Source organism: Streptomyces sp. CA-249302 (assembly GCF_050936785.1).
Taxonomy (GTDB): domain Bacteria; phylum Actinomycetota; class Actinomycetes; order Streptomycetales; family Streptomycetaceae; genus Streptomyces.
In genome coordinates this window covers 9,909,647-9,934,745 of the sequence record NZ_JBNJMG010000001.1, presented here as the reverse complement: position 1 = coordinate 9,934,745, position 25,099 = coordinate 9,909,647, and the positions used below count along the sequence as shown (strand labels likewise).

At 71.6% G+C, this 25,099-nt stretch carries 26 protein-coding genes; 11 read left to right on the top strand and 15 right to left on the bottom strand.

The window, feature by feature from the left end; translation table 11 throughout:
* Nucleotides 1-90 precede the first annotated feature (90 nt).
* From ACQEWB_RS44870 to ACQEWB_RS44860, 3 genes are all read left to right on the top strand, one after another.
* Nucleotides 91-1,215, top strand: a complete 1,125-nt coding sequence (locus ACQEWB_RS44870) for an acyl-CoA dehydrogenase family protein (protein WP_432841826.1) — start codon at nt 91-93, stop codon at nt 1,213-1,215.
* A gap of 174 nt (nt 1,216-1,389) precedes the next feature.
* Nucleotides 1,390-2,154: an SDR family NAD(P)-dependent oxidoreductase gene (locus ACQEWB_RS44865; protein ID WP_432841824.1), complete on the top strand. Its 765-nt coding sequence runs from the start codon at nt 1,390-1,392 to the stop codon at nt 2,152-2,154.
* A 28-nt stretch (nt 2,155-2,182) separates the two neighbouring features.
* Entirely contained in the window at nt 2,183-2,938 is a 756-nt protein-coding gene (locus ACQEWB_RS44860) for an SDR family NAD(P)-dependent oxidoreductase (protein WP_432841822.1), read from the top strand.
* 18 nt (nt 2,939-2,956) lie between these two features.
* Here ACQEWB_RS44860 and ACQEWB_RS44855 read toward each other — a convergent pair whose 3' ends face one another.
* Complete coding sequence (locus tag ACQEWB_RS44855; RefSeq protein WP_432841820.1) at nt 2,957-3,556, bottom strand: TetR/AcrR family transcriptional regulator; 600 nt, start codon at nt 3,554-3,556, stop codon at nt 2,957-2,959.
* Nucleotides 3,557-3,613: 57 nt separating this feature from the next.
* On the opposite strand from ACQEWB_RS44855, the gene ACQEWB_RS44850 reads away from it, so the two are divergent.
* Nucleotides 3,614-4,270 carry an O-methyltransferase gene (locus ACQEWB_RS44850; RefSeq protein WP_432841818.1) on the top strand — a complete coding sequence of 219 codons (657 nt, stop codon included), beginning with the start codon at nt 3,614-3,616 and terminating at the stop codon, nt 4,268-4,270.
* A 65-nt stretch (nt 4,271-4,335) separates the two neighbouring features.
* On the opposite strand, the gene ACQEWB_RS44845 is transcribed toward ACQEWB_RS44850, so the two are convergent.
* The 7 genes from ACQEWB_RS44845 to ACQEWB_RS44815 all read right to left on the bottom strand — a co-directional run bounded on the left by ACQEWB_RS44845 (nt 4,336) and on the right by ACQEWB_RS44815 (nt 9,196).
* Nucleotides 4,336-5,073, bottom strand: a complete 738-nt coding sequence (locus ACQEWB_RS44845; protein ID WP_432841816.1) for a hypothetical protein — start codon at nt 5,071-5,073, stop codon at nt 4,336-4,338.
* Between the two features lie 29 nt (nt 5,074-5,102).
* Nucleotides 5,103-5,633 (bottom strand): flavin reductase family protein, encoded by a 531-nt coding sequence (locus ACQEWB_RS44840; RefSeq protein WP_432841814.1) that lies wholly within the window; start codon nt 5,631-5,633, stop codon nt 5,103-5,105.
* A 32-nt stretch (nt 5,634-5,665) separates the two neighbouring features.
* A complete protein-coding gene (locus ACQEWB_RS44835) occupies nt 5,666-6,148 on the bottom strand; it encodes a hypothetical protein (protein WP_432841812.1) in 483 nt (160 codons plus the stop codon).
* Nucleotides 6,055-6,843 (bottom strand): hypothetical protein, encoded by a 789-nt coding sequence (locus tag ACQEWB_RS44830; RefSeq protein ID WP_432841810.1) that lies wholly within the window; start codon nt 6,841-6,843, stop codon nt 6,055-6,057. The genes ACQEWB_RS44835 and ACQEWB_RS44830 overlap by 94 nt, the downstream gene beginning before the upstream one ends.
* Before the next feature lie 178 nt (nt 6,844-7,021).
* Nucleotides 7,022-7,846 (bottom strand): SDR family oxidoreductase, encoded by an 825-nt coding sequence (locus ACQEWB_RS44825; RefSeq protein ID WP_432841808.1) that lies wholly within the window; start codon nt 7,844-7,846, stop codon nt 7,022-7,024.
* Between the two features lie 48 nt (nt 7,847-7,894).
* Nucleotides 7,895-8,368 carry a VOC family protein gene (locus ACQEWB_RS44820; protein ID WP_432841806.1) on the bottom strand — a complete coding sequence of 158 codons (474 nt, stop codon included), beginning with the start codon at nt 8,366-8,368 and terminating at the stop codon, nt 7,895-7,897.
* A gap of 153 nt (nt 8,369-8,521) precedes the next feature.
* Nucleotides 8,522-9,196, bottom strand: coding sequence for a response regulator transcription factor (locus ACQEWB_RS44815; RefSeq protein WP_432841804.1), 675 nt, complete (start codon nt 9,194-9,196; stop codon nt 8,522-8,524).
* Between the two features lie 114 nt (nt 9,197-9,310).
* Here ACQEWB_RS44815 and ACQEWB_RS44810 point away from each other — a divergent pair, with 114 nt between their 5' ends.
* Nucleotides 9,311-10,351, top strand: a complete 1,041-nt coding sequence (locus ACQEWB_RS44810; RefSeq protein WP_432841802.1) for an LLM class F420-dependent oxidoreductase — start codon at nt 9,311-9,313, stop codon at nt 10,349-10,351.
* 19 nt (nt 10,352-10,370) lie between these two features.
* On the opposite strand, the gene ACQEWB_RS44805 is transcribed toward ACQEWB_RS44810, so the two are convergent.
* From ACQEWB_RS44805 to ACQEWB_RS44785, 5 genes are all read right to left on the bottom strand, one after another.
* Nucleotides 10,371-10,979 carry a GTP-binding protein gene (locus tag ACQEWB_RS44805; protein ID WP_432841800.1) on the bottom strand — a complete coding sequence of 203 codons (609 nt, stop codon included), beginning with the start codon at nt 10,977-10,979 and terminating at the stop codon, nt 10,371-10,373.
* Entirely contained in the window at nt 10,960-11,334 is a 375-nt protein-coding gene (locus ACQEWB_RS44800; protein ID WP_432841798.1) for a DUF742 domain-containing protein, read from the bottom strand. The genes ACQEWB_RS44805 and ACQEWB_RS44800 overlap by 20 nt, the downstream gene beginning before the upstream one ends.
* Nucleotides 11,331-11,768 (bottom strand): roadblock/LC7 domain-containing protein, encoded by a 438-nt coding sequence (locus ACQEWB_RS44795; RefSeq protein WP_432841796.1) that lies wholly within the window; start codon nt 11,766-11,768, stop codon nt 11,331-11,333. The genes ACQEWB_RS44800 and ACQEWB_RS44795 overlap by 4 nt, the downstream gene beginning before the upstream one ends.
* On the bottom strand, nt 11,765-14,449 hold the full coding sequence (locus ACQEWB_RS44790) for a nitrate- and nitrite sensing domain-containing protein (RefSeq protein ID WP_432841794.1): 2,685 nt from the start codon (nt 14,447-14,449) through the stop codon (nt 11,765-11,767). The genes ACQEWB_RS44795 and ACQEWB_RS44790 overlap by 4 nt, the downstream gene beginning before the upstream one ends.
* 313 nt (nt 14,450-14,762) lie before the next feature.
* Nucleotides 14,763-15,587 (bottom strand): SDR family oxidoreductase, encoded by an 825-nt coding sequence (locus tag ACQEWB_RS44785; RefSeq protein WP_432841792.1) that lies wholly within the window; start codon nt 15,585-15,587, stop codon nt 14,763-14,765.
* A gap of 249 nt (nt 15,588-15,836) precedes the next feature.
* Here ACQEWB_RS44785 and ACQEWB_RS44780 point away from each other — a divergent pair, with 249 nt between their 5' ends.
* The gene (locus tag ACQEWB_RS44780; protein WP_432841790.1) at nt 15,837-16,538 is read left to right on the top strand and encodes a TetR/AcrR family transcriptional regulator; all 702 of its coding nucleotides are present in this window, start codon (nt 15,837-15,839) and stop codon (nt 16,536-16,538) included.
* Nucleotides 16,539-16,594: 56 nt separating this feature from the next.
* Here the strand turns inward: ACQEWB_RS44780 and ACQEWB_RS44775 are convergent, their stop codons facing one another.
* Nucleotides 16,595-17,908, bottom strand: a complete 1,314-nt coding sequence (locus tag ACQEWB_RS44775; protein ID WP_432841788.1) for a DUF3500 domain-containing protein — start codon at nt 17,906-17,908, stop codon at nt 16,595-16,597.
* 467 nt (nt 17,909-18,375) lie between these two features.
* On the opposite strand from ACQEWB_RS44775, the gene ACQEWB_RS44770 reads away from it, so the two are divergent.
* The gene (locus ACQEWB_RS44770; RefSeq protein ID WP_432841786.1) at nt 18,376-19,803 is read left to right on the top strand and encodes an alpha/beta hydrolase-fold protein; all 1,428 of its coding nucleotides are present in this window, start codon (nt 18,376-18,378) and stop codon (nt 19,801-19,803) included.
* A 23-nt stretch (nt 19,804-19,826) separates the two neighbouring features.
* On the opposite strand, the gene ACQEWB_RS44765 is transcribed toward ACQEWB_RS44770, so the two are convergent.
* Nucleotides 19,827-20,405, bottom strand: coding sequence for a TetR/AcrR family transcriptional regulator (locus tag ACQEWB_RS44765; protein ID WP_432841784.1), 579 nt, complete (start codon nt 20,403-20,405; stop codon nt 19,827-19,829).
* A gap of 154 nt (nt 20,406-20,559) precedes the next feature.
* Here ACQEWB_RS44765 and ACQEWB_RS44760 point away from each other — a divergent pair, with 154 nt between their 5' ends.
* The 4 genes from ACQEWB_RS44760 (at nt 20,560) to ACQEWB_RS44745 (ending at nt 25,075) form a co-directional block, all read left to right on the top strand.
* On the top strand, nt 20,560-20,925 hold the full coding sequence (locus ACQEWB_RS44760) for a hypothetical protein (protein ID WP_432841782.1): 366 nt from the start codon (nt 20,560-20,562) through the stop codon (nt 20,923-20,925).
* On the top strand, nt 20,925-22,412 hold the full coding sequence (locus ACQEWB_RS44755; protein ID WP_432841780.1) for an MFS transporter: 1,488 nt from the start codon (nt 20,925-20,927) through the stop codon (nt 22,410-22,412). Before ACQEWB_RS44760 ends, ACQEWB_RS44755 begins: the two co-directional genes overlap by 1 nt.
* On the top strand, nt 22,298-23,170 hold the full coding sequence (locus ACQEWB_RS44750) for a malic enzyme-like NAD(P)-binding protein (RefSeq protein ID WP_432844343.1): 873 nt from the start codon (nt 22,298-22,300) through the stop codon (nt 23,168-23,170). The genes ACQEWB_RS44755 and ACQEWB_RS44750 overlap by 115 nt, the downstream gene beginning before the upstream one ends.
* A gap of 180 nt (nt 23,171-23,350) precedes the next feature.
* Nucleotides 23,351-25,075: a SpoIIE family protein phosphatase gene (locus ACQEWB_RS44745; RefSeq protein ID WP_432841778.1), complete on the top strand. Its 1,725-nt coding sequence runs from the start codon at nt 23,351-23,353 to the stop codon at nt 25,073-25,075.
* The last annotated feature ends 24 nt before the right edge of the window (nt 25,076-25,099 follow it).

The following is a 25,099-nucleotide window of genomic DNA, read 5'->3' as shown; positions in this document are numbered from 1 at the left end:
GAGTACTTAAATGAAGGAGCGGCCGGTAGATGGGCTGCAACATCGCACCAGCATCTCGACCGGGGAGGCAAAAGAGGATACCTTGCTTGGGTGAACTTCGAGCTCAGCGAGGAGCAGGACATGTTGCGCGAGGCCTCGCGCGACCTGCTGTCGGACCGCGCCCCGATCGAGCATGTACGGGCCTGGGCGGATCGCGACGAGGACGTCGATCCCGAGGTGTGGCGGCTGACGGCCGACCTCGGCTGGCCCGGTCTGGGTCTGCCCGAGGAGTACGGCGGCGCGGGACAGGGTCTGGTGGAACTGGCGCTGGTCGCCGAGGAGATCGGGCGGGCGCTCGGGCGGGGCCCGTTCGCGCCCACCGGGGTCGTCGGCCGCGCGCTCGCCGCCGCCGGATCGCCCGAGCTGCGGGCCGAGGTGCTGCCCGCGCTGGCCGCCGGATCGGAGTGGGCCACCTGGGCCTTCGCCGAACCGCGCGCCCCGTGGTCCCTCGACGGCATCCGGGCCACCGCCCGGACCGACGGGGACACGGTCGTCCTCGACGGGGTGAAGACCGCGGTGCAGGACGCGGGCGGCGCCCGCCTGCTGCTCGTCACCGCACTCCACAACGGGGTCCCGGCGTCGTTCCTGGTCGACCGGACGGCCCCCGGTGTCACCGTCCGTCGGCAGCGGGTCCTGGATCTGACCCGGTCGTTCCACGAGGTCCGGTTCGCGGGTGTACGCGTCCCGCTCACCCACCGGCTCACCGGCGGGCCCGAGGAGATCCAGCGGTGGCTCGACGAGGCCTCGTTGTTGCGGTGCGCCGACGCGCTCGGGGTGATGGAGCGCATGCTGGAGCTCACCGTCGAACACACCACGTCCCGTGTGCAGTTCGGGCGGCCGATCGGCACCTTCCAGGCCGTCAAGCATGCCTGCGCCGACATGGCGCTGCTGGTGCACGGCGCCCGCGCCGCCACCGCCCACGCGGCGATGGCCATCGACGCGGACGCGGACGACGCCGACCGGGCCGCCTGCGCCGCGGCCTCGTACGTCGCGGCCGGGGCCCCCGAAGTCGCCGCCCGCGCGCTCCAGTTGCACGGCGGCATCGGCTTCACCTGGGAGCACGACCTCCACCTCCACCTGCGCCGCGCCCGCGCCGACAGCGTGCTGTACGGCGACGCGGCCGTGCACCGCGACCGGCTGTGCGACTTGCTGCAGCGGCCGACGGCCTCCGCCTGAGCGCGCGAAGGGGCTCGCGCGCTCGACGGGGTTCCAGCACACGGTCCGACGTGTGTGCCGGAGCCGTCGTGGGAGCGCCGGAACCGCCCCGGCAGTGACCGAGTCGGCCTGGCGGTGCCCGGGCCCGACAACCGCGAACGATCCGTCCTGAGCGAACGATCCGAAGGGTTCCCGATGGAGATCAAGGGCAAGAAGGCCGTGGTGTTCGGCGGCGCCTCGGGCATGGGCCGGGCCACCGCCGAGCTGCTCGCGGCCCGCGGCGCCGAGGTCGCCGTACTCGACCGTCCGGCGTCGGCGGGCGCCGAGGTGGCGGCCGCGTTCGGCGGGAGCTTCCACCCCGTGGACGTGATGGAGTTCGAGGCGACGGAGAGCGCGCTGGCCGAGGCCGTGGAGGCCCTCGGCGGGCTGCACGTGTCGGTCACCACGGCGGGCGGGGGCAGTGTGCGGCGCACGCTCGGCAAGGACGGGCCGCACGATCTGGAGACCTTCCGCCGGGTGCTCGACCTCAACGCCGTCTCGACCTTCAACATCAGCCGTCTCGCCGCCGCGCACATGAGCCGCAACGAGCCCGAGGAGCCCGACGGCGAGCGCGGTGTCATCGTCAACACCTCCTCGATCGCCGCCTTCGAGGGGCAGATCGGCCAGGTCGCCTACTCGGCGGCCAAGGCGGCGATCGCCGGCATGAGCCTCACCATGGCCCGCGACCTCGGCTCGCTCGGCATCCGCGTCGTGGCCATCGCGCCGAGCCTGTTCGAGACGGGTGCCACCGAGAAGATCCCCGCCGACGTGCGGGCCGCGTTGGTGAAGGACGCCGCGTTCCCCCGGCGCCTGGGCCGCCCCGAGGAGTACGCCAAGCTCGCCCTGGCCGTCGTGGACAACCCGATGCTGAACGGCCAGTGCCTGCGTCTGGACGCGGGCCAGCGGTTCGGCCCCAAGTGAGGTTCCCGTGGCGGACAAGGAGGCTGTGATGGACAGCGCGGAGCACCGGGGCAAGGTCGCCCTCATCACGGGTGGCGGCCGGGGATTCGGCAAGGCGTTCGGCGAGGCGCTGTCATCGCTGGGCGCGCATGTCGTGCTCGCCGACATCGACGGCGGGGCCGCGGCGGAAGCGGCCGCGGAGATCAACGCCGAGGGCGGGAGCGCGACCGGGGTCGCCTGCGACGTGGCCGACGAGGACCAGGTCGGCGCCGTGATGGGCGGGATCACCGATCGCCATGGCGGACTCGACGTCCTGGTCAACAACGCCGGTCTGCACGCCGCCTACAACAGGCCGTTCACCGAGCTGGGCCTGGCCAACGTGCGGCGGGTGCTCGACGTCAACGTCATGGGTGTCGTGATCTGCTCGCTCGCGGCCCAGGAGGCCATGAAGGGCCGGGCCGGCGCCTCCATCGTCAACATCTCCTCCTCCGCGGCCTACGCGAACCGGAGCATCTACGGCGTCTCCAAGCTCGCCGTGCGCGGCCTGACCGTGTCCTTCGCACGGGAGTTCGCCGCCCACGGCATCCGCGTCAACGCGATCGCGCCGGGCCTGATCTTCACCGACACCGTGCGCGCCCAGCTGTCCGAGGCAGAGGCCGAACGCGTCCTCGGAGAACAGATCCTGCGACAGGAGGGCACCGAACAGGACATCGTCGAGGCCCTGTTGTACCTGGTCTCGTCGAGGGCGTCGTTCGTGACCGGGGAGACCCTGCGGGTGACGGGCGGGTTCGCACTGTCGGTCTAGGGCCGGAGGCCGGAAGGCTCAGCCGCCGTGGCGACGCAGGAAGGCGTCGACGAGGGTGTCGGTGAACCCCTCGTCGACCGGCCCGGACGACACCAGGACGCGGTAGTAGAGCGGGCCGACCAGCTGGTCCGTCTCGATGTCGAGGTCGAGCCCGGCGGGCAACCGGCCGTCGGCCACGGCCCGTTGGAGCAGCAGCCGGTCGCGCTCGCGCTGCGGGGCCAGACAGCGGGAGCGGAACTCCTCGGCGAACGCCGCGTCGTGCTGGGCGTGCGCGAGCAGCGCCCGGAAGACGGCACCGGGATCGGACTCGCCGATGAACAGGGCGAGCCGGCGCAGGTAGGCGCGCAGGTCGGCGGCGAGGTCACCGGTGTCGGGCGCGGTCAGGTCCTCGACGGCGTCCTGGAGGAAGGTGTCCATCAGCACCTCGGTCTTGGTGCTCCACCACCGGTAGATCGTCTGCTTGGCCACCCCGGCGCGCGCGGCGATGCCCTCCATGGTGACGCCGGCGAAGCCCTTCTCGACGAGCAGGTCGTCGGCGGCCTCCAGAACGGCCAGCCGGGCCTCTTCGCTGCGGCCGTGCCGGTTGCCGTGGTGACGCCGTACCGCAGCGGGTGTCATGTCGCCGCCTCCGTGATCCTCTAGAGCTGACGCAACGTTGCGTCTACTCTAGCGCGTATGACGCATACACACACGCTGGCCGACCCCCGGGTCGAGACCGCCCTGCGCCGGATGTTCGCGCAGGCCGAGCAGGACGACGCCGTCGCGGACCGGGTCGACTGGGGACCCGGCTCGGCGTCGATGTCCCCGCAGGAGCACGCGGACGCCGCCGCGGGGATCTACATGCCGATCTCGGCGGCGGGCGGAGACCTCCTCTACAACCTGGTCCGGGCCGTCCGGCCGGCCACGGTCGTCGAGTTCGGGATGTCGTACGGCATCTCCACGCTGTATCTGGCGGCCGCGGTCCGGGACAACGGCACCGGACGGGTCGTCACCACCGAGCTCAGCAAGGAGAAGATCGCCGCCGCGCACCGCACCTTCGCCGAGACCGGCCTGGACGACCTGATCACCGTGCTGGAGGGGGACGCCCGGGACAGCCTCAGCGCTCTCGACGCGCCGGCCGACCTCGTGCTCCTCGACGGCTGGAAGGACCTGTGCCTGCCGGTGCTGCGGCTGCTGGAACCGCGCCTGGCGCCGGGCACCCTCGTCGTGGCCGACGACGTGACCTTCGCGAGCATGCGGCCGTACCTGGAGTACGTAAGGGATCCGGCGGGCGGCTATCGCAGTGTCAACTTCCCCGTCGAGGACGGGATGGAGATCAGCTGCCGTCTGTGACCGGGAAGCGGAGCGGCCGTGCCCCACGAGTCCGACTCGGGGCACGGCCACGGGGTTACACCCGGCTACACGGTCGCCGGCGCGGCCTCCGTCTTCGCGGCGAGCTCCTGCTCCTCCTGCTTGATCGCCTTGAGGAGCACATAGGGAGTGGCGACCTTCCACACGAAGTAGGTGAACGAGGGGATGACGTTCGCGAGCAGGCCGTTCCAGGCGAACGGACCGCTGTGCACGACGAAGACGAAGGCGCCCGGGATGAGCAGCACGCCCAGCACGATGCTCAGCCAGCCGTACCACTTGGGGAACACCTGCTTCTCCCGGTGGTCGATGAAGGCCGTGTAGCCGATCGACCAGACCTGGAGGACGAAGATGCACGCGTTGCCCACCAGCATGAGGTTGAAGGTGTCGGTCAGCGCGGACAGGACGTCCGGCGAGTGGATCTCCGGCCGGTACGCGGCGGCGGAGAGGATCGCCAGGGGGAAGAAGAAGCCCAGCGGGGCGACGACGCCCGTGGTCAGCTGGATCATGGACAGGAGTCCCCAGCCGCCCTCGACGCGCTTCATCTGAAGGCTCGTCACGACGACGTACGGGTACTCGAAGGGCACGGCCAGCACCATGATCACGGTGCACCACAGGATCCCGGTGCGGTGGTCGTGCAGGAACGTGACGAGGTCCGCGGGGCTCATGTCCGGGTCCACCGGGGTGAGCAGGTGGCCCGCGCTGAAGGCGACGATGAAGCCCACCATCAGGACGACTCCGCACCATGCGGAGATGCGCGAAAGTCTTATGTAGAGGTCGTTTCTCACTGCGGCTCCCTAAGTGTGCCGACCGGTTCCTACCGGCCTATCTCGTCCCAGCCAACGAGCCTGTCGAGCAGCTGAGCGGCGCTCGACAGGTAGTCGCCGTATCCACCCCGGAAGAACAGCAGCGGGGTCTTCAACGACTCGACGCGCAGGTCGTGGACCCGCCCGACGACCAACAGGTGATCCCCGATCTCGACGACCTGCTCCACCGCGCAGTCGACCCAGGCGACGACCCCGTCGAGGACGGGACTGCCCAGGGGCGAGGCCTCCCAGGTCATGCCCTCGAACCGTTCGCCGGCGGGGCCCGAGGCCATCCGCCGGGACAGCCGCTCCTGGTCGCCCGCGAGGGCGTTGGCGCAGAATCGGCCGGCCGCCCTGATCGTGCGCAGGGTGGTGGAGGAACGGTCGGCCAGGAAGGACACCAGGGGCGGATCGAGGGACACGGAGGTGAACGTCCCGACGACCATCCCGTGCGGCCGCTCCTCGGCGTCCGTGGTGGTCACGGCGACAACGCTGGTGGGGAAGTTGCCCAGCACCTCGCGGAACCGGCGCCCGTCGATCACGTCCACCTCCTGGTGCCGGACCGCGCCCTCGCTCATATGACGGCGCGCATCGACTCGGGCAGGTCGAGCCCCATCTGGGCCAGCGGGTACGCGTGGTACGCCGTGCCCGGCACGTGGATCATGTGCGAGAGGCCGACGTGCGCGTCCCGCCAGTACCGCTGGATGGGGTTGCTCCTGCGGATGGCGTTGCCGCCGGACCGCGCGAAGATCTCGTCCAGGGCGGCGACGGCCCGCCAGGCACACCGGACCTGGTTGCGTCGTACGGTCGCCCGGTCCTCCATGGTCACCGGCTGACCGGCCTCGATCTTGTCGTACATGCGGCTGATGCCGTCGATGAGCTGGACCCGGGAGGCGGCGATCTCGGCGGCGGCCTCGCCCGCGGCGTAGAGCACGTACGGGTCGTCGCGGACCTGGATGCCGGTCACGGCGACCCGGTCCTTCTGCTGGGAGAGGTGGTGGGCGAGCGCGCCCTCGCAGATGCCGATGACCGCCGCGGAGATCCCGAGCGGGAACATCGAGGCGAACGGCAGCCGGTAGAGCGTGTCGAGCCCGGCGGCCTCCGCGGCGGCCCCGCCTGGACCTCCTCCTGCCGGATGGTGCGGTACTCGGGGACGAACGCCTTGTCGACGACGACGTCCTTGCTGCCGGTGCCGGAGAGTCCGACGACGTCCCAGGTGCCGTCGATGATCTCGTAGTCCGACCGCGGCAGCACCACGTGCATCACCTGGATCGGGCCCGCGGGCCTGCCCTTGCCGTCACCGACGAGCGCCCCGAGGAAGTCCCACTGACAGTGGTCGCTGCCCGAGGAGAAGGGCCAGCGTCCGCTGAGGACGAAGCCGCCGTCCACCGGGTCGGCGATGCCGTTGGGCATGTAGGGCGAGGCGATCCAGGTGTCCGGGTCGGCGTCCCACACCTCGTGGGCGAGCCGCGGGTCCATCTGGGCCAGCTCCCACGGGTGGACGCCGACCACGCCGCAGACCCAGCCGGCGGCACCGTCGTGCCGCGCCACCTCCATCACGGCTTCCGCGAAGTCGCGGGGGTGGGCGGCGAATCCGCCGTACTCCTTGGGCTGCAGGAGCCGTATGACACCCGCGGAACGGAGCAGTTCCACGGTCCGGTCGCTCAGCTTGCCGAGTGACTCGTTCTCGTCGGCGAGCCCGGCCAGTTCGGCGCCCAACTCCTCGACACGGCCGACCACTTCATGCGTCACTCCGCACACCTCCTGGTCACTGTTCCCACGCTGGGCCGCACGTCGCCGGCGGCCAGACGGCCTCAGTGTCGGGGCGGGCGCGGGGGCCCCGCCGGGTGCTTTCCGCTGACCGGGACATGAACGAGGGCGGGCGAGTCGTACGACTCGCCCGCCCTCGTTCATGTCCGGATTCTTTTGGTCACCTGTCCCGTACGGCGGCGAAGACACCGCCGTCGACGAGGATGTCGATGCCGTTCAGGAAGCTCGCCTCGTCGGAGAGCATGAACGCGACGACGGCCGCGACCTCCTCCGAGCGGCCGGTCCGGCCCAGCGGTGTCGCCTGGATCAGCCGCTGCATGGACGACTGCTTGGCCGCCTCCTGGCGGCCCTGCGGGGTGTCGATGATGCCGGGCGCGAGCGAGCACACGCGGGCCCCGACCGGTCCGAGCCGCACGGCCTCCTTGCGGGCGAACCGGGCGACGCCGTGCTTGGCCCACGGGTAGGCGAGCGTGGACTGTTCGAGGTCCGGGCCGACGGCCTCGCGGATCCGGTCCAGGAAGTCCTCCCGGAGCGGCTCGTCCAGGATCTCGCCGACGGCCGGATCGGGGTCGACCTTGGCGAGCAGCGGCGACATGGAGGAGAAGTACACGTGCGCGGTGCCCTCGGTGGCGAGCGGGCGCAGGGCCTCGGCGAGCAGCGCGGTGCCGACGAGGTCGACCTGGAAGATGCGGCGCCAGTCGGCCATGGTGGGCGAGATGCCGGCCGCGTGGGCGACGGCGCGCAGCGTGCCGGCTTCGGCGACGCGTGCGGCGAGCCGGGCCAGTCCCTCGCGGTCGGTGACGTCGAGCCCGAACGGCTCGGCGGTGGCCCGCGGTCGGGCCTCGTTGAGGTCCTTGGCGACCTTCGCGGCGGCCTCGGCGTCCAGGTCGACGAGCAGCAGCACGTCCACCGTGTCGGCGAGGCGCCGCGCGCACGCCTCCCCCATCCCGCGGCCCGCGCCGGTCACTATCCCTACGGTCGTCATACGTCGCTCCTTGGTGATGCGTGTTCCTTGAATTCGGGCGGGCCAGGGCTACTCGGCGGCCCAGACGCGCTCCAGGGAGGGCTGGGCGGCCCGGCTGACCAGCTCGACCCGGAAGCCCGTCGTGTCGCCGCTGCGCAGGAAGGCGAAGAACATCCCGCCGTCGGGCCCCTTGCGGTACGCCTCGGTCACATAGCCGTGGCTTTCGAGTTCGGCGACGTCGGCCGCGACGTCGTCGGACCAGTAGCCGAAGTGGTGGATGCCGGAGCCGGGGGTCGGTTCCCACAGCGTTCCGGGCACCTTCCGGACGATCTCCAGGCGGAGCGCCGTGCTCGACGAGCGCGCGTAGGCGCACTGGAAGTCGATGACGGTGTCGCCGTCGGGCAGGGTGACCTCGGTGGCCCCGCCCATGTCCGCGCACCACTCGAACCCGAACAGCTTGGAGAGCTGTTCCTTGGTCGCTTCGAAGTCCTCCGCGACGATGCCCACGTGGAACTGGTCCGCGGGGCGCAACGTGCCGGCCATGGTGTCTCCTCGCTGCCGAGCTCCGGACGCGTGGCGGCCGGAAACGGGCGGTCAGTGCATGGCGCTCAGGTAAGCGAGGAGGGCTGACGCTTCACGGACGGCCTCCCGACAATTCCCGGACGTGACGGGCGTCACACCACGAATCGGGGCGGCTCAGCCGCGGGCGTGCCCGAGCCAGTAGCCGAACCCGCGGCTGGTGTGGATCAGCGCGGCCCCGTCCCGGTTCACCTTCTGCCGCAGCCGTGAGACGAGCTTCTCGATGGCGTCGCTCGCCCGGAAGTCGCCCCAGACGTGCCGGCTGATCTGCTCCTTCGACACCACGCACTCCGCGTTGGCGAGCAGGTGCCGCAGCAGCCGGTACTCGGCGGGAGTGAGGCCGAGCGGCCGGCCACCGCGCCGGGCCTGGCAGGTGGCGTCGTCGAGGACCAGGTCGCCGTAACCGGCCGTCCCTGCGCCGCCCTTGGACGACCGCCCGCGCAGCAGGACCTCGGCCCGGGCCAGCACCTCGGTGGTCCGGAAGGGCTTGGTGACGTAGTCGTCGTTCCGCTTGCCGAGTCCGGGGAGGAGGGTGTGCAGGTAGTCGCAGGTGATCAGGAAGAGCACCGGCGGCAGCTCGTCCGAGGCGAGTCGCGGACCCCGCGCCACGTCCTTCAGGTCGGGGAGCGTGGCGTCCCAGACCACGAGGTCGAACCGGCGCCGCCGGATCCGGACGATCCCCTCCACGCCGGTGCCCGCCGTGTCGGCCACGTTGTAGCCGGCCAGCTGGAGTGTCGTGGTCAGAAGATCGGTTTCGCCGGTGTCGCCCGCCACGATGAGGACGTCGCGCATGAGGCAATCATAGCATTTCACTTGCTTAACTCAAGTAATACGAGACGTCATCGAACTCGCGGCGAATAGAGTGTACTTTATTGAGGCTATCGTGGACGGAAGGGTGGGGTCAGGATGCGCATCGGTATGCCCTTGAGCTACAGCGGCGGCTTCAAGGAGGCCGTCGACGAGCTCGGCGACTACGAGAAGGCCGGGCTGGACATCGTCTTCGTGCCCGAGGCGTACTCCTTCGACGCGATCAGCCAGCTCGGCTTCATCGCCGCACGCACCGAACGGCTGGAGATCGCCTCCGGAATCCTCCAGATCTACACCCGCACACCCACCCTCACCGCGATGACGGCCGCCGGCCTGGACCATGTCTCCGACGGCCGGTTCACCCTGGGCATCGGCGCCTCCGGGCCGCAGGTGATCGAGGGCTTCCACGGGCAGCCGTACACCGCTCCCCTGGCCCGGACCCGCGAGATCGTGGAGATCTGCCGGTCGGTCTGGCGCCGGGAGAAGGTCGTGCACGAGGGCCGGCACTACCAGATCCCGCTGCCGCCCGGGCAGGGCACGGGACTTGGCCGGCCGCTGCGGCTCATCAACCACCCGGTGCGCGAACGTATCCCGATCGTCCTGGCCGCCATCGGGCCGAAGAACGTGGCGCTGGCCGCCGAGATCGCCGAGGGCTGGATGCCGATGTTCTTCCATCCGGAGCGGGCGGCCGAGGTGTGGGGCGAGGCGCTGGCCGAGGGCTCGGCCCGGCGGGACCCGGCCCTCGGCACCCTCGACATCGTGGTCTCGCCACCCCTGGCCATCGGCGAGGACGTCGACGACCTGATCGACCTCGCCCGGCCACAACTCGCCCTGTACATCGGCGGGATGGGAGCGCGAGGCCACAACTTCTACAACGACCTCGCCTGCCGTTACGGCTACGAGTCCGCCGCGGCCACCATCCAGGACCTGTATCTGTCCGGCCGGAAGGAGGAGGCCGCGGCCGCCGTGCCCGTCGACCTGCTGCGGGCGATCTCCCTCATCGGGCCCGCCTCCTACGTCGCCGAACGGATCGCGGCCTTCCGCGCCGCCGGAGTGACCACCCTCCAGATCCGCCCGCTGGCCCCCACCACGGCCCGGCGGCTGGCCGACGTGGAACGGCTCAGGACGATGGTGTCCTGAGCCGTTCCACGCGCTGTCCTCACCAGGTCGCCGAAGCCTCGACCGCCAGGCCCCGCATGACGTGTTCGAGCAGGGCCAGCAGCACCGACTTCACCGACTCCCGGTCGCGGGCGTCGCACAGCACCAGGGGTACGTCGGGACTGAGGTCGAGCGCCGCGCGGATCTCCTCCTCGTCCTCCTCGCACCGGCCGTCGAAGCAGTTGACGCCGATCGCGAAGGGGATCCCGCGGTGCTCGAAGAAGTCGACGGACGGGAAGCAGCTCTCCAGCCGCCGGGTGTCCGCGAGCACGACCGCGCCGAGCGCGCCGCGGGAGAGGTCGTCCCACATGAACCAGAAGCGGTCCTGGCCGGGGGCGCCGAAGAGATAGACGATCAGCGCCGGGCTGAGGGTGATCCGGCCGAAGTCCATGGCGACCGTGGTCGTCGTCTTCCGCTCCACGCCCGCCAGGTCGTCGATGCCGACGCTGGCCTCGGTGATCAGCTCCTCGGTGCGCAGCGGCTCCGTCTCGCTGATCGCGCCGACCAGGGTGGTCTTGCCGGCCCCGAAGCCGCCTGCGACGAGGATCTTGGCCGTCGCCGCGTCGGGTGCGAGCGCGGTGCGGCCGGGGTCAGATTCTGCGTATGCCATCGATCACTGCCTGGATGAAACGGGCGTCGGTGGAACCGACCGCGGAGGGCTGGGAGACGGAGACGAGCTGATGGTCCAGCAGGTCGTCGAGGAGGACCCGGACGACCGCGACGGGCAGGTCGAGCCGGGCGGCGACCTCCACCAGTGCCGTCGGGGTGCGGCACAGCGCGAGCAGCCGGTTCTGTTCCGGTTGCAGCCGCTGGTCCCGGGTCGGTGGCCGGACGGTGCTGATCAGCGAGATCAGTTCGAGGCCGGGGCGGGCGGACGAGGTCCGGCCGCGCGTGACGGTGTACGGGCGGACGAGCGGACCGGGGTCGTCTTCCGCCCAAGGGTCTTCCTCCGACCAGTGCCTCATTCATGCTCACCCACGAAGGCCGCGCCGTCGTACTCGGGGAACCGCGGGGCGGCGCTGAGGAACTGGCCGACCTGGCGGACGAGCATGGTCATCTCGTAGCCGACGTTGCCCACGTCCACCGCGGAGGTGGCGAGCACGGCGAGCCGGGCACCGCCGCCCGCGGTGGTGACGAAGAGGAAGAGGTCGTCCATCTCGATGACCGTCTGCTGCACCCGGCCCCCGCCGAAGTGCCGGCTGGTGCCCTGCGCCAGCGAGTGCACACCGGAGGCGATGGCCGCGAGCTGCTCGGCGTCGGCCCGTTCGAGGTCCGCGGAGCTGCCGACGAGCAGGCCGTCCTCCGACAGGACGATGGCGTGCAGGGTCTCGGGGATCCGTTCGATCAGGCTGTCCAGGAGCCAGGCCAGTCCGCCGTGCGTGGTGTTGGTCGCTGTCATGGGGTGTTCCTTGTCGGGCGGGTACGGGTGGGCAGCGGACGCCGCTCGGTGGGGGCCGAGGGCCAGACGGGTGCGGGGACTTCTTCCTGGGCCCGGGCCCGGCGGGTGCCGTCCCGCAGGGCGGCGAGCATCGAGCGCGCCTGCTCGGGCCTGCGCTCCGGCGCCGGGCGGGCGGCCTCCGAGGCGCCGTCGGGGTCCCGGGGCCGCTCCCTCAGCTGCGGCGCGAGACTGGCCTGCCGCACCCGGCGCGGGAGGCGGCCGCTGCGGCCGGCACCGGGGTTGCCGGACAGCTCGGCCGGATGCGGATGTGCGGACTCACGGAGCGGCGACGGGGCGGAGGGCCGGCCACCGGCCGTGAACACTCCGTCGGAAACGGACGGCGTGGCGGCGAGGCCGCCGAGCGTGGGTATGTCCTCGCGAACCGGCTGCGCGGTGGCGAAGCCGCCGGGCGCGGGTACGGCATCACGGACGCGGCGGGCGGCGGTGGCGCGGTCGCCGGGCCGGGACTCGGCAGGGCGGACGGACGGCCCGGCGGGAGCGGGAATGTCGGCCGTGCCGGCGGATTCGTGGACGGGCGACGGAGTGGGGGCGGCTCCCCAGTCCGTGGCACCGGTCTGGGGGCGCCCCGCCGTGCGGGTGCGCCTCGGCAGTCCGCCGGTCGGCGCGCCCACGCCGTCCGACGGGTCGGTGACCGAGGCCAGATGGCGTTCCGCCCGGGGGTCGAGCGGCTCCATCGTCTCGGTGACCGGCTCGGTGAGCGTGTGCGGGAGCACGACGACGGCCAGGGTCCCGCCGTACGACGAGGCCTGGAGGCCGGCCGTGACGCCGTGCCGGTGTGCGAGGTGGCCGACGGTGAACAGGCCCAGGCGGGGGTCCTGGCCCAGCGCGGTGAAGCTGAAGTCCTTGGGGTCGTGCAGCAGTTCGTTCGCCGCCTCGTACTCCTCCGCGGACAGGCCCAGACCTCGGTCCTCCACCTCTACGGCGTACCCCTGCGCCACCGGCAGGGCCTTGACCCGCACTTCGGTGTGCGGCGGGGAGAACGTGACGCCGTTCTCGATCAGTTCGGCCATCAGGTGGATCACGTCGCCGACCGCCGGCGCTGCCACCGCGATCGGCGGCATCGGCTCGACCACGACCCGGGCGTAGCCCTCGATCTCGGAGACCGCGCTGCGCAGCACGTCCGCCAGCGGGACCGCCTGCTTCCAGCGGCGCCGCGGCGGTGCGCCGGACAGCACGGTCAGGCTCTCGGCGTTGCGCCGCATGCGCGTGGCGAGGTGGTCGACGCGGTAGAGGTCGGCCAGGAGCTGCGGATTCTGCTCCTTGCGCTCCATGCCGTCGATGACCGTGAGCTGGCGGTGCACCAGGATCTGGATGCGCCGCGACATGTTGTGGAACACCAGCCGGGCGCCCTCGCGCAGCGAGGCCTGCTCCAGCGCGACGCTCACCGCGGTCCGCTGGGCGCTGTTGAAGGCCTCCGCGACCTTGCCCAACTCGTCGGTGCCGTAGTCGAGTTCCGGCAGCTCGTCGATGTCGGCCCGGCTGCCCTCGGAGCGCAGGCGGGTGATCAGCTCGGGCAGCCGGTCCTGGGCCAGCTCCAGCGTCTCGGCGCGCAGGCCGGTCATGCGGCCGATGAGCGACCGTGTGATGCGCCAGGACATGAGGCCCACCGCGACGACCGCGACCAGGGCGAGGGCGCTGCCCCCGAGCACCCTGGCGAGCAGCTCGTCGGTCCGGTCCGTGGCGTTCTGGGTGACGGTGGGCAGATACCGGTTCTGCACGGCCTGCACCGCGCCGGACACCCGCCCGGGTGCGGCTGCCCGTTCGGTGACGGCACGCGGGACGTCGATGGTGCCGCCCTTCGCCACGGCCGCCTCGTTCAGTGCCTTCTCGGCGGCCGCCATGGCGGCCCAGTCCTGTCCGCGCATGGCCTTGTCCAGCGCCGCCCGCAGGTCGGTGGGCAGGTACGGACCCACTTCGTTGGAGAGGACGGAGCTCCGTACGGCGGCCGCGGCCGCCAGGTCCGTGCGTTCCGGGACGGTCAACCGTCCGGTGGCGACGGCGCCGTCGAGGATCGCCCCCTCCTGCGAGAGCGACTCCGTCCCGCGCATGAACGCCAGGGCGTGGGCGCCCTCGGCCGCGGTGGCGGCGTCGCCGTTGTCCACGTCGAGCGTCCCGAAGAGGTTCAGCGCGGAGGCCACGACGTCGGAGTAGACCTCGTAGGCGTGCTGCCGGGTGCTCTTCCCCTTGTCGACGGCGGTCCGTTCGGCGGTCAGCGCGGTGAGCTGCTTGCGCACGACGGCCAACTGGGCCCGGTACTGCGCCGATCCCTGGCCGGCCGAGGCGGCGTCCGCCTTGCGGAAGACGGCGAGGACGGCGTCGGTCCGGCCCCGCTGAGCCTCCAGCGCGTCGTCACCGCCCGACGAGGACAGTTGGCGGATCGTCAGCAGTCGTTCCTCCTGGAACGCGCCGACGGCGGGGATCAGGGCGTAGGTGGTCTTGGCCGCGTCCCCCTCGTTCGACGCCTTGTGCCACTGGTCGAGCTGCAGAGCCGAGCCGCTGGCCCACAGCAGGGCCATGCCGGCCGCGGGCACCACCGCGAGGGCGATGAGGGAGGCCCGGATACTGCGACCACGACCGGCGTTCTGCTTGGTCCGGGCGGCTCGGACCCGGTGTCGGCTCACCTTGTCCACCCGCATCGGAGGTCACGGCTATGGGGACGAACTCGCGCGGGAAACGGGGGCACCGAGGTGTTTCCTTTCGGGGTGGCGCGTGATACGGCGAAGCGTCCGGGCATGCGGAAACGCGCCAGGAAGTGCTGGGGATTTGACAGACGGTTAGGTATGAAACCGAGCCACGCGACCAGGGTCAAGAGATCGCGTAAGTGGACTGAACCTTTCGATTGGGACGTTCAGTCCACTACGCGCGTAGAATCCCTGATGACATCAAACCGGAAGCCCAGGGATGTGAAAGAAATCACACAGGGGAGTGGGTTGGTCACTCGTCCCGGACGGCGGCGAGCAGGCCGCCGTCGACGGCTACGTCGATGCCGTTCACGAAACTCGCCTCGTCGGACAGCAGAAACGCGACGACGGCGGCGACTTCCTCGTACCGGCCGGTACGGCCCAGCGGTGTACCCCGGATGAGCTCCTTGACCGATTCGTACCGGGCCGTCTCCAGGCGGATCTGCGGGGTGTCGATCGCGCCCGGCGACACGGAGCACGCACGTGCGCCCACCGGGCCGAGCCGGACCGCCTCGGCGCGGGCGAACCGGTGCACTCCGTAGGTGGCCCACGGGTAGGCCCACGCCGCGTCCTCCAGGGCCGGGCCGATCGCCGCGCGGATCCGGTCGACGAAGTCCTCCTCCGGCGGTCCGTCAAGGACGGCCGCGACCTCCGGGGCGGGGTCGATGTGGGCGATCAGCGGGGACACCGAGGCGCAGTACACGAAGGCCGTACCGGCCGTGGCCAGCGGGCGGAGCGCCTCGGCGAGCAGGACGGTGCCGACGAAGTCGACCTCGATGATCCCGCGCCAGTCGGCGTCCTCGGGTTCCACGTTCTCGGCGTGCGCGACGGCACGCAGGGTGCCGAGCCCGGCGACCCGGTCGGCCAGGCGGGAAAGGCCCTCCGGGTCGGTGACGTCCATGCCGAGCGGCTCGGCGACGGCCCGGTGACCGGAGCCGGACAGGTCCTTCGCGAGCGCGGCCACCGCGGCCTCGTTCCGGTCGGTGAGCAGCAGCACGTCCACCATGTCGGCGAGGCGCCGCGCGCATGCCTCGCCCGTCCCTCGACCGGCACCGGTGGCGATCCCTACCGTGGTCATGCGCCGCTCCTCACTCGAGACACTCGTCACAGGAAGAGTGTCTCGCGGCTGTCGGTGTCCGGACCCCTGTTCGCGCGGGCAGCGCGCCCATGTCCCGCCCGGGCTTCACCCCTTAACGTACCGTTGGGTCCAGCAAACCAGGTGACGTCCCCGGAGACCGCTTCCCCCGGATGTGCGCAAGCCGTCCGACGTGGTGCCGGGAGTCGGTTTCAGTCAACAGCTCGAGAACATCGAGCGGGGAGAGGATCCATGCCACGACCGCCGGGCCACGGACCGGGCTTCGAGGTCAGACGACAGAAGATCATCGACGTCGCGGCGGAACTGTTCGCCAGGCAGGGGTACGCGGCGACGTCGATCAACGACCTGGGCCGGGCGGTCGGCCTCGCCAAGGGGGCCCTGTACTACTACATCGGCTCCAAGGAGAACCTGCTCGTCGAGATCCAGGGGCGCGTGATGGGTCCGCTGCTGACCCGCACCCGGCAGATCACCGAGCTCGACACGGATCCCCTGCTGCGGCTGCGGCTGCTGTCGGAGTCGCTGCTGACGATCATCTTCCGCAGGCTGGACCACATCTGGGTCTACGAGCACGACTACCGCAGCCTGAGCGGGCCCGAGCTGAAGACGCTGCTGGGCCAGCGTTCGGACTTCGAGCAGCTGATCTCCGACCTGCTCGCGGAGGCCGTCGACCAGGGCACCTTCCGTGCCATGCCGCCGCGGCTGGCGACCCTTCAGTTCCTCAACCTCCACAACCACACGTACCAGTGGGTCAATCCGGAGGGGCAGTGGGACGCGGCGTTCCTGGCCCGTGAGTACTGCACGACCCTGTTCCGCGGGTTCGGCGCGCCGGACCACGCGCTGCCGAAGGTCGAGGAGCAGGCGGAGGAGTTCAAGCGCGACCGCCCCGAGCTGCCGCTGGACCCCGAGGCGGAGTGGCGGGCCACGGCCGGCTGACGGCCACGGACCCGGACGCGCGCGCCTGAGGCATGCGCGCGTCCGGGCCGCGGGGATCACCGGTGGTGCGGTGACGTCAGGTAATGCTGCCGGAGCAGTTCCCGGCCGTAGTCGTTGCCGTTCGGCGTACGGATGACGGAGTGGACGTGCATCTGGCTGGGGCCGTCGGCCCGGGTCTTGCCGTACGCCCCGCCCAGCGGGCCCGCCGCCTGGCAGTCGACCTCGATCCATACGACCGGGCTGTGCACCCGCATGTAGAACGGGTCGTCGTCCCCGGTGCCGCCCATCCACGCGGCGTACGTGTCGTCCAGGTGGGCGTGGATCTCGGCCATGCGCGCCTTCGCCACGTCGGCCTTCGCGCGGTTCACGAACGCCTCGGCGACCGCGAGGAGTTTGCGCTTCTGGGCCGCGGTCAGCGCGGTGGCACGGATGCCGGCGTACGCCTGGACGGCGTTGTCGGCGAAGGCGCCCGCCTTCATGTCCTCGTCCGCCTTGGTGGCCGAGATGATCGCGGTCGTCCGCTGGGTCTCGGTGAGCGACTGGATGAACGCCAGGCTCGCCCCGACCTCCTCCTGGCAGACCGAGACGGTCTCGCCGTCGATGTCGAGCGAGGTCGGCTCCGACCCCCAGAAGCAGGGGCTCATGACGACCTGGCCGCCCAGGACGAAGTAGTTGACGACCAGGTGGTGGCCGTCGAACTGGAAGCCCCACGGCTCCGTGGCGGAGGGCGTGCCCATCACCGTCCAGTAGAACAACTCGTCGTTGAAGTTGTCGTTCTTGCCGACCAGCTTGCCCGCGGCGTCGTTGATACGGCGGATCTTCTCGGTGGTCTCCAGACCGTCCGCACTCAGCGCCGCCGTCATCAGCGCGGTGCCCAGCGCGTTCTGGGCGTCCGTCAGGTCGGCCAGGGACACGCCCTGCCGCGCGAACTCGCCCGGGTCCAGGTTGCTCCACTGGCGCCATTCGGTGGAGCGGACGGTGAACTGTGTCGCCTTCTTCTGGGTGTCGGTGAGCCCTGCCAGGAACGCGTTCGCGGCCGTGACGACCGGCGCGGTGTCGACGCCCTGGGAGTGGATCGTGAACAGGTCGTCGAGCTGCCTGCCGTCGGTGGTCAGGCCGTAGAAGTCCTCGGTGATGGTCTGCGCGCCGGGTCCGCCGCCGCCGGGCGCCCGGGTGGGGCTCGCACTGGGTGACGGGCTCGCGCCGTCGGTGGGGGTGGCCGAGGCAGTGGTGGTGCCGTCGTCGGCGAAGGCCAGCGCGCCGGCACCGCCCATGGCGGTGAACGCCGTGGCGCCTGAGGCCAGGAACACCCTGCGCATGAAACTGCGCCGATCCGCCTCTCTGTTTCCGCTCGTCTCGCTGTCGGTCATCTCGCTGCACCTCGCAAATTGTCGGTACCGGGCGGTTCTTGTCAGCGGCTGCGGATGACTATGACCGAGAAGAATGAGAGACCCATGAATCTCCGATGGCACGGCAAAGCCCGGGGCCGAAAATATTTCGGGCGCTTTGTACTGTCCGCCCGAATGAACCACGTGTTTCAACTCCCTGTGAATTCTGTGCACTTGCTCAGAGTCTCCACAGAAAGTGGGAGCATCCCGCAGGTGGGGGCGGTGTCGTCATTCCGCGCAACCATAGGTCCCGCACCGCCGTCGTTGACCGTCCACGGCACGGGTGCCACGCTCACGGAACGCCGGCTCGCCATTCGCTTTCTCGCCCCGCCGGCTCGGAAAAGTGGCTCATTATCGCCCGCCGAATACCGAGGGGGCGAATTCGGCCAGGCCGTCTCGTCGCCCCACCGATGCCCCCACCGATGCCCCCACCGATGAAGGAGCTTGTTTTGGTCACCAGGCGTACGCTCATCGCCGGATCCGCCGGGATCGGCGCCGCGGCCGTGTTCGGCGGTGGTGCCGTCGCGGTCGCCTCCGGCTCGGACGACCCCGCGTCGCGGAGCGGGCACATCACCGGCGCCACGGCGATCACCAAGGTCTACGGCGAGGGCCAGAAGCTCATCGCCGTCACGGTCGAGTACGACCACGACATCGCCGACTCCTCGCTCACCGTTTCGGCGTTCGCAGTCGCAGACCGGACGGTCACCAAGGTCTACGCGAACCGGTCCGCCGAACTCGCCGACCGGGGCCGGGACGGCCGGTATGTCGTGGTCGAGCTCTCGCCCGACGACAAGGCGGCCCTGCTGTGGGGCAAGGACGCGGTCGGTGCGTCGCCCACCCCGAGCGCGACCGCGTCCACGTCGGCGTCCGCGTCCGCGTCCGCCCCTGCCTCCGCCGAGCCGAGCTCGTCGGGCAGCACCGACCCCGGTCCGGGCGCGGGCGGACCGCAGGCCGGCGACACCACCCCGGGTGGCCCGATCGTGCCCGCGCAGGCCACCGTCACCCAGACCGGCACGATCACCACCAGCCGCGGCGCGCGCTACGCCGCGAGCGACGCGGTGGCCACCAGCGCGGTGGTGAACCTGATCGTCGACGACTTCGAGCAGTTCACCTTCGAGGATCCGGCCACGGGGCGCACGCTCAAGTACAACCTCTTCATCCCCCGCGGCCACGACCGGCGCAAGAAGTACCCGTTGGTGCTGTTCATGCACGACGCGAGCGTCGTCAACGTCGACACGATCGGCCCGCTGGTCCAGGGCGTGGGCGCGGTCTGCTGGGCGAGCCCCGAGGACCAGGCCAGGCACGAGGCCTTCGTGCTCGCGCCCGAGTACGGCGAGGTGGTGATCGACGACAACTACAAGCCGACCAACCTCTTCGAGACCACCGCCCATCTCGTCGAGGCGGTGACCGAGAAGTACGCCATCGACCCCAAGCGGCGCTACACCACCGGCCAGTCGATGGGCGCGATGCTCTCCCTCGGACTGAACATCCACTACCCGGACCTGTTCGCGGCGGCCTACATCGTCGCCGGACAGTGGCCGGACAGCGAGGCCGCGCCCCTGGCGCGGAAGAAGCTGTGGATCCTCGTCTCGCAGGACGACACGAAGGCGTTTCCCGGCGAGAACGCCATCACCCAGGTCATCAAGGCGGAAGGCACCAAGGTCGGCACGGCGGTGTGGGACGCGGGATCCACCGCCGCGCAGTTCGCCGCGGACGTACGCAACCTGGAGAAGCAGAAGGCGCCGGTGAACTACGCCACCTTCCGGACCGGGACGGTCACCGACACCACCGGCGCCTCGAACGCGCACATGGGCACCTGGCAGATCGCGTACTCGATCCCCGGCATCCGCGACTGGCTGATGAAGCAGTCCCTCTGAACACCGGCGCCCGTGCCGAGCGGCTACTCCGGAGGACGCGGATAGCGGGGTGAGGGGCGGGCGGGCAGGCCGCGCAGCAGTACGTCGAGGAAGAGGTCGAAGCGCGGTGCCAGGCCGTGGAGTTCGCCGGCGGACTCCACGGTGCCGACCCACTGCACCACGCCCAGCCCGAAGATGGTCCAGCTCTGCTCGGCCACGGCCTCGGTGCAGCCGGCGACGCGGAACGCCCCGACGACCCGGTCGCGCAGCCGCCCGAACGAGGCCGCGTTGTGCCGGTGCGGGCGCGCGACGTGCGTCGCGTACCCGGGGACGGCCAGGAAATGGTCGTGCATGGACCAGGCCAGCTCGGCCAGCCACTCCCGCCAGGTGTCCTCGGTCGGCTCGCTCTCCGGCAGGATCCGGTCGACCATGGTCTCGCTGATCAGGTCGAGGAGCTGGTCGCGGTCGGCGACCCAGCGGTACAGCGCCGAGTGCGAGACGCCCAGGCGTGCGGCGAGGTCCCGCATGGTGAGCGTGGCCAGGTCGCTCTGGAGGGCGGCGGCCACGATCAGCTCGTGGCTCAGGCGGGCGGGGCGTCCGATCTTCGGGGGGCGGGACTGCATGATCCGACCCTAACGGCCAGGAGGTGATGCTTGCCGGAGTACTTAGTGACCACTGGTCACTATTCTGTTAGGGTCACCTAACCACGCGAGTGATGGAGGTGGACGGGTGACTCCTGACCCTGAACCGGCATTCCCCACATGGCCGTTGGTGGTCGTGGACGTATCGGAACTGACCGGCGACGAAGCGCCGGCCGCGGTGGCGGACGCGCTGGGCACGGCCGTGGAAACGGCCCGGGCCCGGGGTGGCGGTTTCGCCGCCGTCGTACGAATGCCGCCGACCGTCCGTCGAGGCCCGCGCCTTTCCGCCGCGACGGAACGGGTGCGCCTGCTGAGGCGGCTGCGTCCGGGCCTGGCCGTGTCCTGTCGGGGGCTGGCGTTCGTCGTGTCCGCCGAGGTGCGACAGGCCAACGCGAAGGCGATCCGCGCGGGCGCGAAACTGTGGGGTTGCCCCACGCACACGGCGGAGACCGTGACGGCCGCCCGGGCATGGGCACAGGGACGGCTGGAGGCCACCTCCTGATGTGGATCCTCATCGCGGTGGGCGGTCTGATCCTGTCCGCACGCCGTTCGCTTCGACGACCCGGTACGGTTCGCGCACCCCAGGAGACGGCCGGCAGTCAACTGGCCGTGCCCGTCCTCCTGTTGGCCGCCTTCGGGGTGGCCGCCTCCCAGACGGTCGTCCTCGCCGCGCTGCCCGTTCTGGCCCGGGACCTCCAGGTGAGCGCACCCTCGGCCACCTGGCTGCTAACCGCCTTCATGCTGGCCTCCGCCGTGGCCACACCGATCGCCGGCCGGCTCGGGGACCAGTACGGGCACCGGACCGTGATGGCCGTCGGCCTCGGTTGTCTGGCCGTCGGCAGTGCGCTGGCCGCGTTGGGCGCGAACTCCGGCTGGTTCGCCGGGATGTTGACGGGCCGCGCGGTCCAGGGGCTGTCCGGTGGAGTGTTCCCGGCCGCGTTCGGCCTGGCCCGAACCACCGTTCCGCCGGAGCGACTTGGGAGGCTCGTCGCCGCGCTGAGCGCCATGTTCGGTGTGGGCGGCGCGGTCGGTATGGTCGCCGCCGGACCGGTCGTCGGCGTCGCCTCGCCGGCCTGGCTCTTCTGGGGCTGTCTGGCCGTCGCGCTGCTCGCACTGGCCGGTACGACGCGGCTGCCCGCGCCCGGCACGCCGGGCGACCGCGCCCGTGTCGACGTGCCCGGCGCACTGCTCCTGACCGTCACCGTGGTCTGCCTGCTCCTGACGATCAGTCAGGGTCGGCTCTGGGGCTGGTCGTCGCCGGCGATCCTCCTGCTCGCCGCCCTGCCCCTGGTGTCCGCGGCCGCGTTCGCGATGACGGAGTCGCGGGTGCGCGAGCCGCTGGTGGACCTACGTCTCCTCGCGGGGCGTCGGCTGGCCTCGGCCAACATCGCCACGCTGGTCGTCAGCGTCGGCATGTTCGCCGCCGTGACGCTGCTGCCGGCCCTGGCCCAGACACCCCGCACCGCCGGCTACGGCTTCGGCTACTCCCCCGCCCGGACCGCCCTGTTGATCGCGCCGATCGCCGCCTTCATGGTCCTCGCGGCACCGCTCGCCGCCAGACTCACGGCCGGAGCCGGAGCAAGGCTGGTGTTCCAGTCGGGCGCCGCCCTGGGCACGTTCGCCCTGCTGTCCCTGGCACTCGCCCACCGCCACCCGTGGCAGGTCGCGCTCGACGGGGCCGTACTCGGCATCGCGTACGGACTCGCCTTCGCCTCCGTCGGGAACCTGGTCGTGGGCGCCGTAAACGCCCGGAACACCGGAGTCGCCACCGGAATGAACACGATCCTGCGCACGATCGGCGGCGCACTGGGCGCCCAGATCGCCGCCGCGATCGTCGCCGGAGCCACCCCCGCGCACTCCGCCATACCGTCCGAATCCGGCTACCGCACCGCGTTCCTCGTCACCGCGGCCATCGTCTTCCTCGCCCTGCCGGCCATCGTGGAACTGCCCGTCGGAGAGGCCCGCCGTGCCGAGTCCACGCGGGTCTGACGGACTCGGCGATCGTCGGGCCGAGGAAGTCCGCCGGCTGGCAGCGGGACGACAAGGCCGGCGGCACCTCGCCGGCGGAAGTGGTCCGCCGGGTCCGGCCCACCGTGCTGGTCGGGACCTCCGGCCAGGGCGGCGCCTCCACCGAGACCGTCGTGCGGGAGATGGCCGCGCACACCGAGCGCCCGATCATCCTGCCGATGTCCGATCCGACCCGGCTGGCCGAGGCGGTGCCGTCCGAGCTGCTGGACTGGACCGAGGGGCGTGCGCTGGTCGCGACCGGCAGCCCGTTCGAGGCGGTCGCCGGCGGCGGGATCACGTACGAGATCGGTCGGGCCAACAACGCGCTGGTCTTCCCGGGCCTGGGCCTCGGTGCCGTCGTCGCCCGCGCCACCCGCGTCACGGACGCCATGCTCTCCGCCGCGGCCCACGCCGTCGCCGCCCAGGTCGCCCCCACCGCCCCGGGAGCGCCCCTGCTCCCGCTCACCACGGAACTGCGCCGCACCTCCATCGCGGTGGCCGTCGCCGTGGCCCGGGCCGAGGACGGGGTCGCCCGGGAGACCGTCGGCGACGACATCGAGAAGCGGGTGCGGCGGGCGATGTGGAAGCCGGCGTACCGGCCCGTCGCCGGCCTTGTCGCGGGCCGCGCAGCGGTCGTCGTACGGCCGGCGGGTCCGCGGTGGGCGTTGACTGCGGTGGCCGCGCCGGCCGTCGTCGCGGGCGGGGGGCTGCGCGGGCGGACTCGTGAAGGACGGAACTGACGCTGGTGAGAAGGGATTTCGCGCCTGGCGTGGTGGGCGTCCCGGCGGCCGGGAACGCCGGATCCGGGCCGGGCATGGTGGACGGGCGGCAAAACAGGGCACTCGCAAGGTGCGCGCGGGAAGGGCTGCGCGCGACGGGTACGGGCGGCAGCCCGGTCGGCGAGGAGGCGAGGCGAGGACATGGTCGGGCCGGAGAATCCGGAGGCCGCACGGAAGCGGCCCGCCTCGGCGGTCTCCGCCGACCTCGGCCGCGCACTGGAAGCCATCGGCACCGGGGCGTACGTCGTCGACGAGGAGGGCCGCATCGTCGCCGTCAACACCCGCGCCGAGCGGCTGCTGGCCCGCTCCACCGCACAGCTCCTCGGCCACGACGCGCACGACCTGCTGCACCGCGGACCGCACGGCCGACCCATCCCGAGAACCCGGTGCGGCATGCGGCAGGCCTTCCGCGCCGGGCACCCGGCACAGGGCGACGGGGAGCACTTCGCGCGCCCGGACGGCTCGCTGCTGCGCGTCTCCTGGCTGATCACGCCGTACGACCTCGGCGACGACGACAGCGGGACCCTGGTCGTCTTCCACCCCGCCCGGCACCCACAGGCCACCGTGCCCCCGCCCGAGCCGGCCGCCGCGGCCCTCACGGAGCTCGAACGGCTGACCCTGCTGGCCGAGACCACGGGCCGGCTGACCTCCACCCTCGACGCCGACGAGACCCTGCACCGGCTGGTCGACCTGGTGGTGCCCCGGCTGGCGGACTGGGCGATCGTCGACCTGATCACTGAGCGGGACGAGGTGTGGCGCACGGTCGTGGTGCACGCCGACGGCGACAAGCTGGTGCGCCACGAGGATCTCCAGGGGCCGATGCCGCCGGTCCCCGAGGCGTCCCAGATGCCGCTGTCCCGGGCGCTGCGCGGGGTCGCCTCCACGCTGGCCGACCCGCAGACCTACCGACGCGCCCCGGACACCGGCATCGCCCTCGAACAACGCCACCTGTTCGACGCCACCGGCATGCACTCCGCGGCCATCGCCCCCATCCGCAGCACCCGTGCCGTCCTGGGCGCGCTCACCCTCGGCCGCGCCGAGGATCCCGTCCCCTTCACCCCCGCCGAACTCCCGCTGATCGAGGACATCGCGCGCCGGGCCGGCCTCGCCCTGGACAACGCGCGCCTCTACCAGCGCCAGCGCAAGGTCGCCGAGACCATGCAGAACCATCTGCTGCCGCAGATGCCCGGCGTACCGGATCTGCAGATGACCGTCCGCTACCTGCCCGCGCCGGACGCCTCGCAGGTCGGCGGGGACTGGTACGACGCCTTCCGGCTGTCCGACGGCTCCACCGCCCTGGCCGTCGGCGACGTCGTCGGCCACGATCTGGAGGCCGCGGCCGGCATGGCCCAGGTGCGCAACATGCTGCGGGCCTACGCCTGGTCCCGGCAGGAGCCGCCCAGCCGGATCGTCGAGCGGCTCGACCAGGCGGTCCAGCACATCACCGACGTCACCATGGCCACCATGATCTTCGCGCGGATCGAAGCAGCCGCCGCCGGGGACTGGCGGCTGTCCTGGACCAACGCGGGCCATCCCCCGCCGCTGCTGATCACCCACGAGGGCCTGGCCGAGTACCTCACCGACGGCCACGGCATCCTGCTGGGCACCGGAGCCGTCGCCCCGCGCCCCGACGCCACGGCCGTCCTCCCGCCCGGCTCCACGCTGGTGCTCTACACCGACGGCCTCATCGAAGCTCCCGGTCACACGCTCGACACGGGGCTGAACCGGCTGCGCCGCCATGCCGCCGCCCTCGCCCACCGCCCGCTGACGGCCTTCACCGACCAACTCCTGCACCGCGTCCGCCCCACCACGAACGACGACGACGTCGCCCTGCTGGCCCTGCGCACCCCCGTCCGGGGGCGATGAGTTCGGCCACGGCCGCCGGTCTGT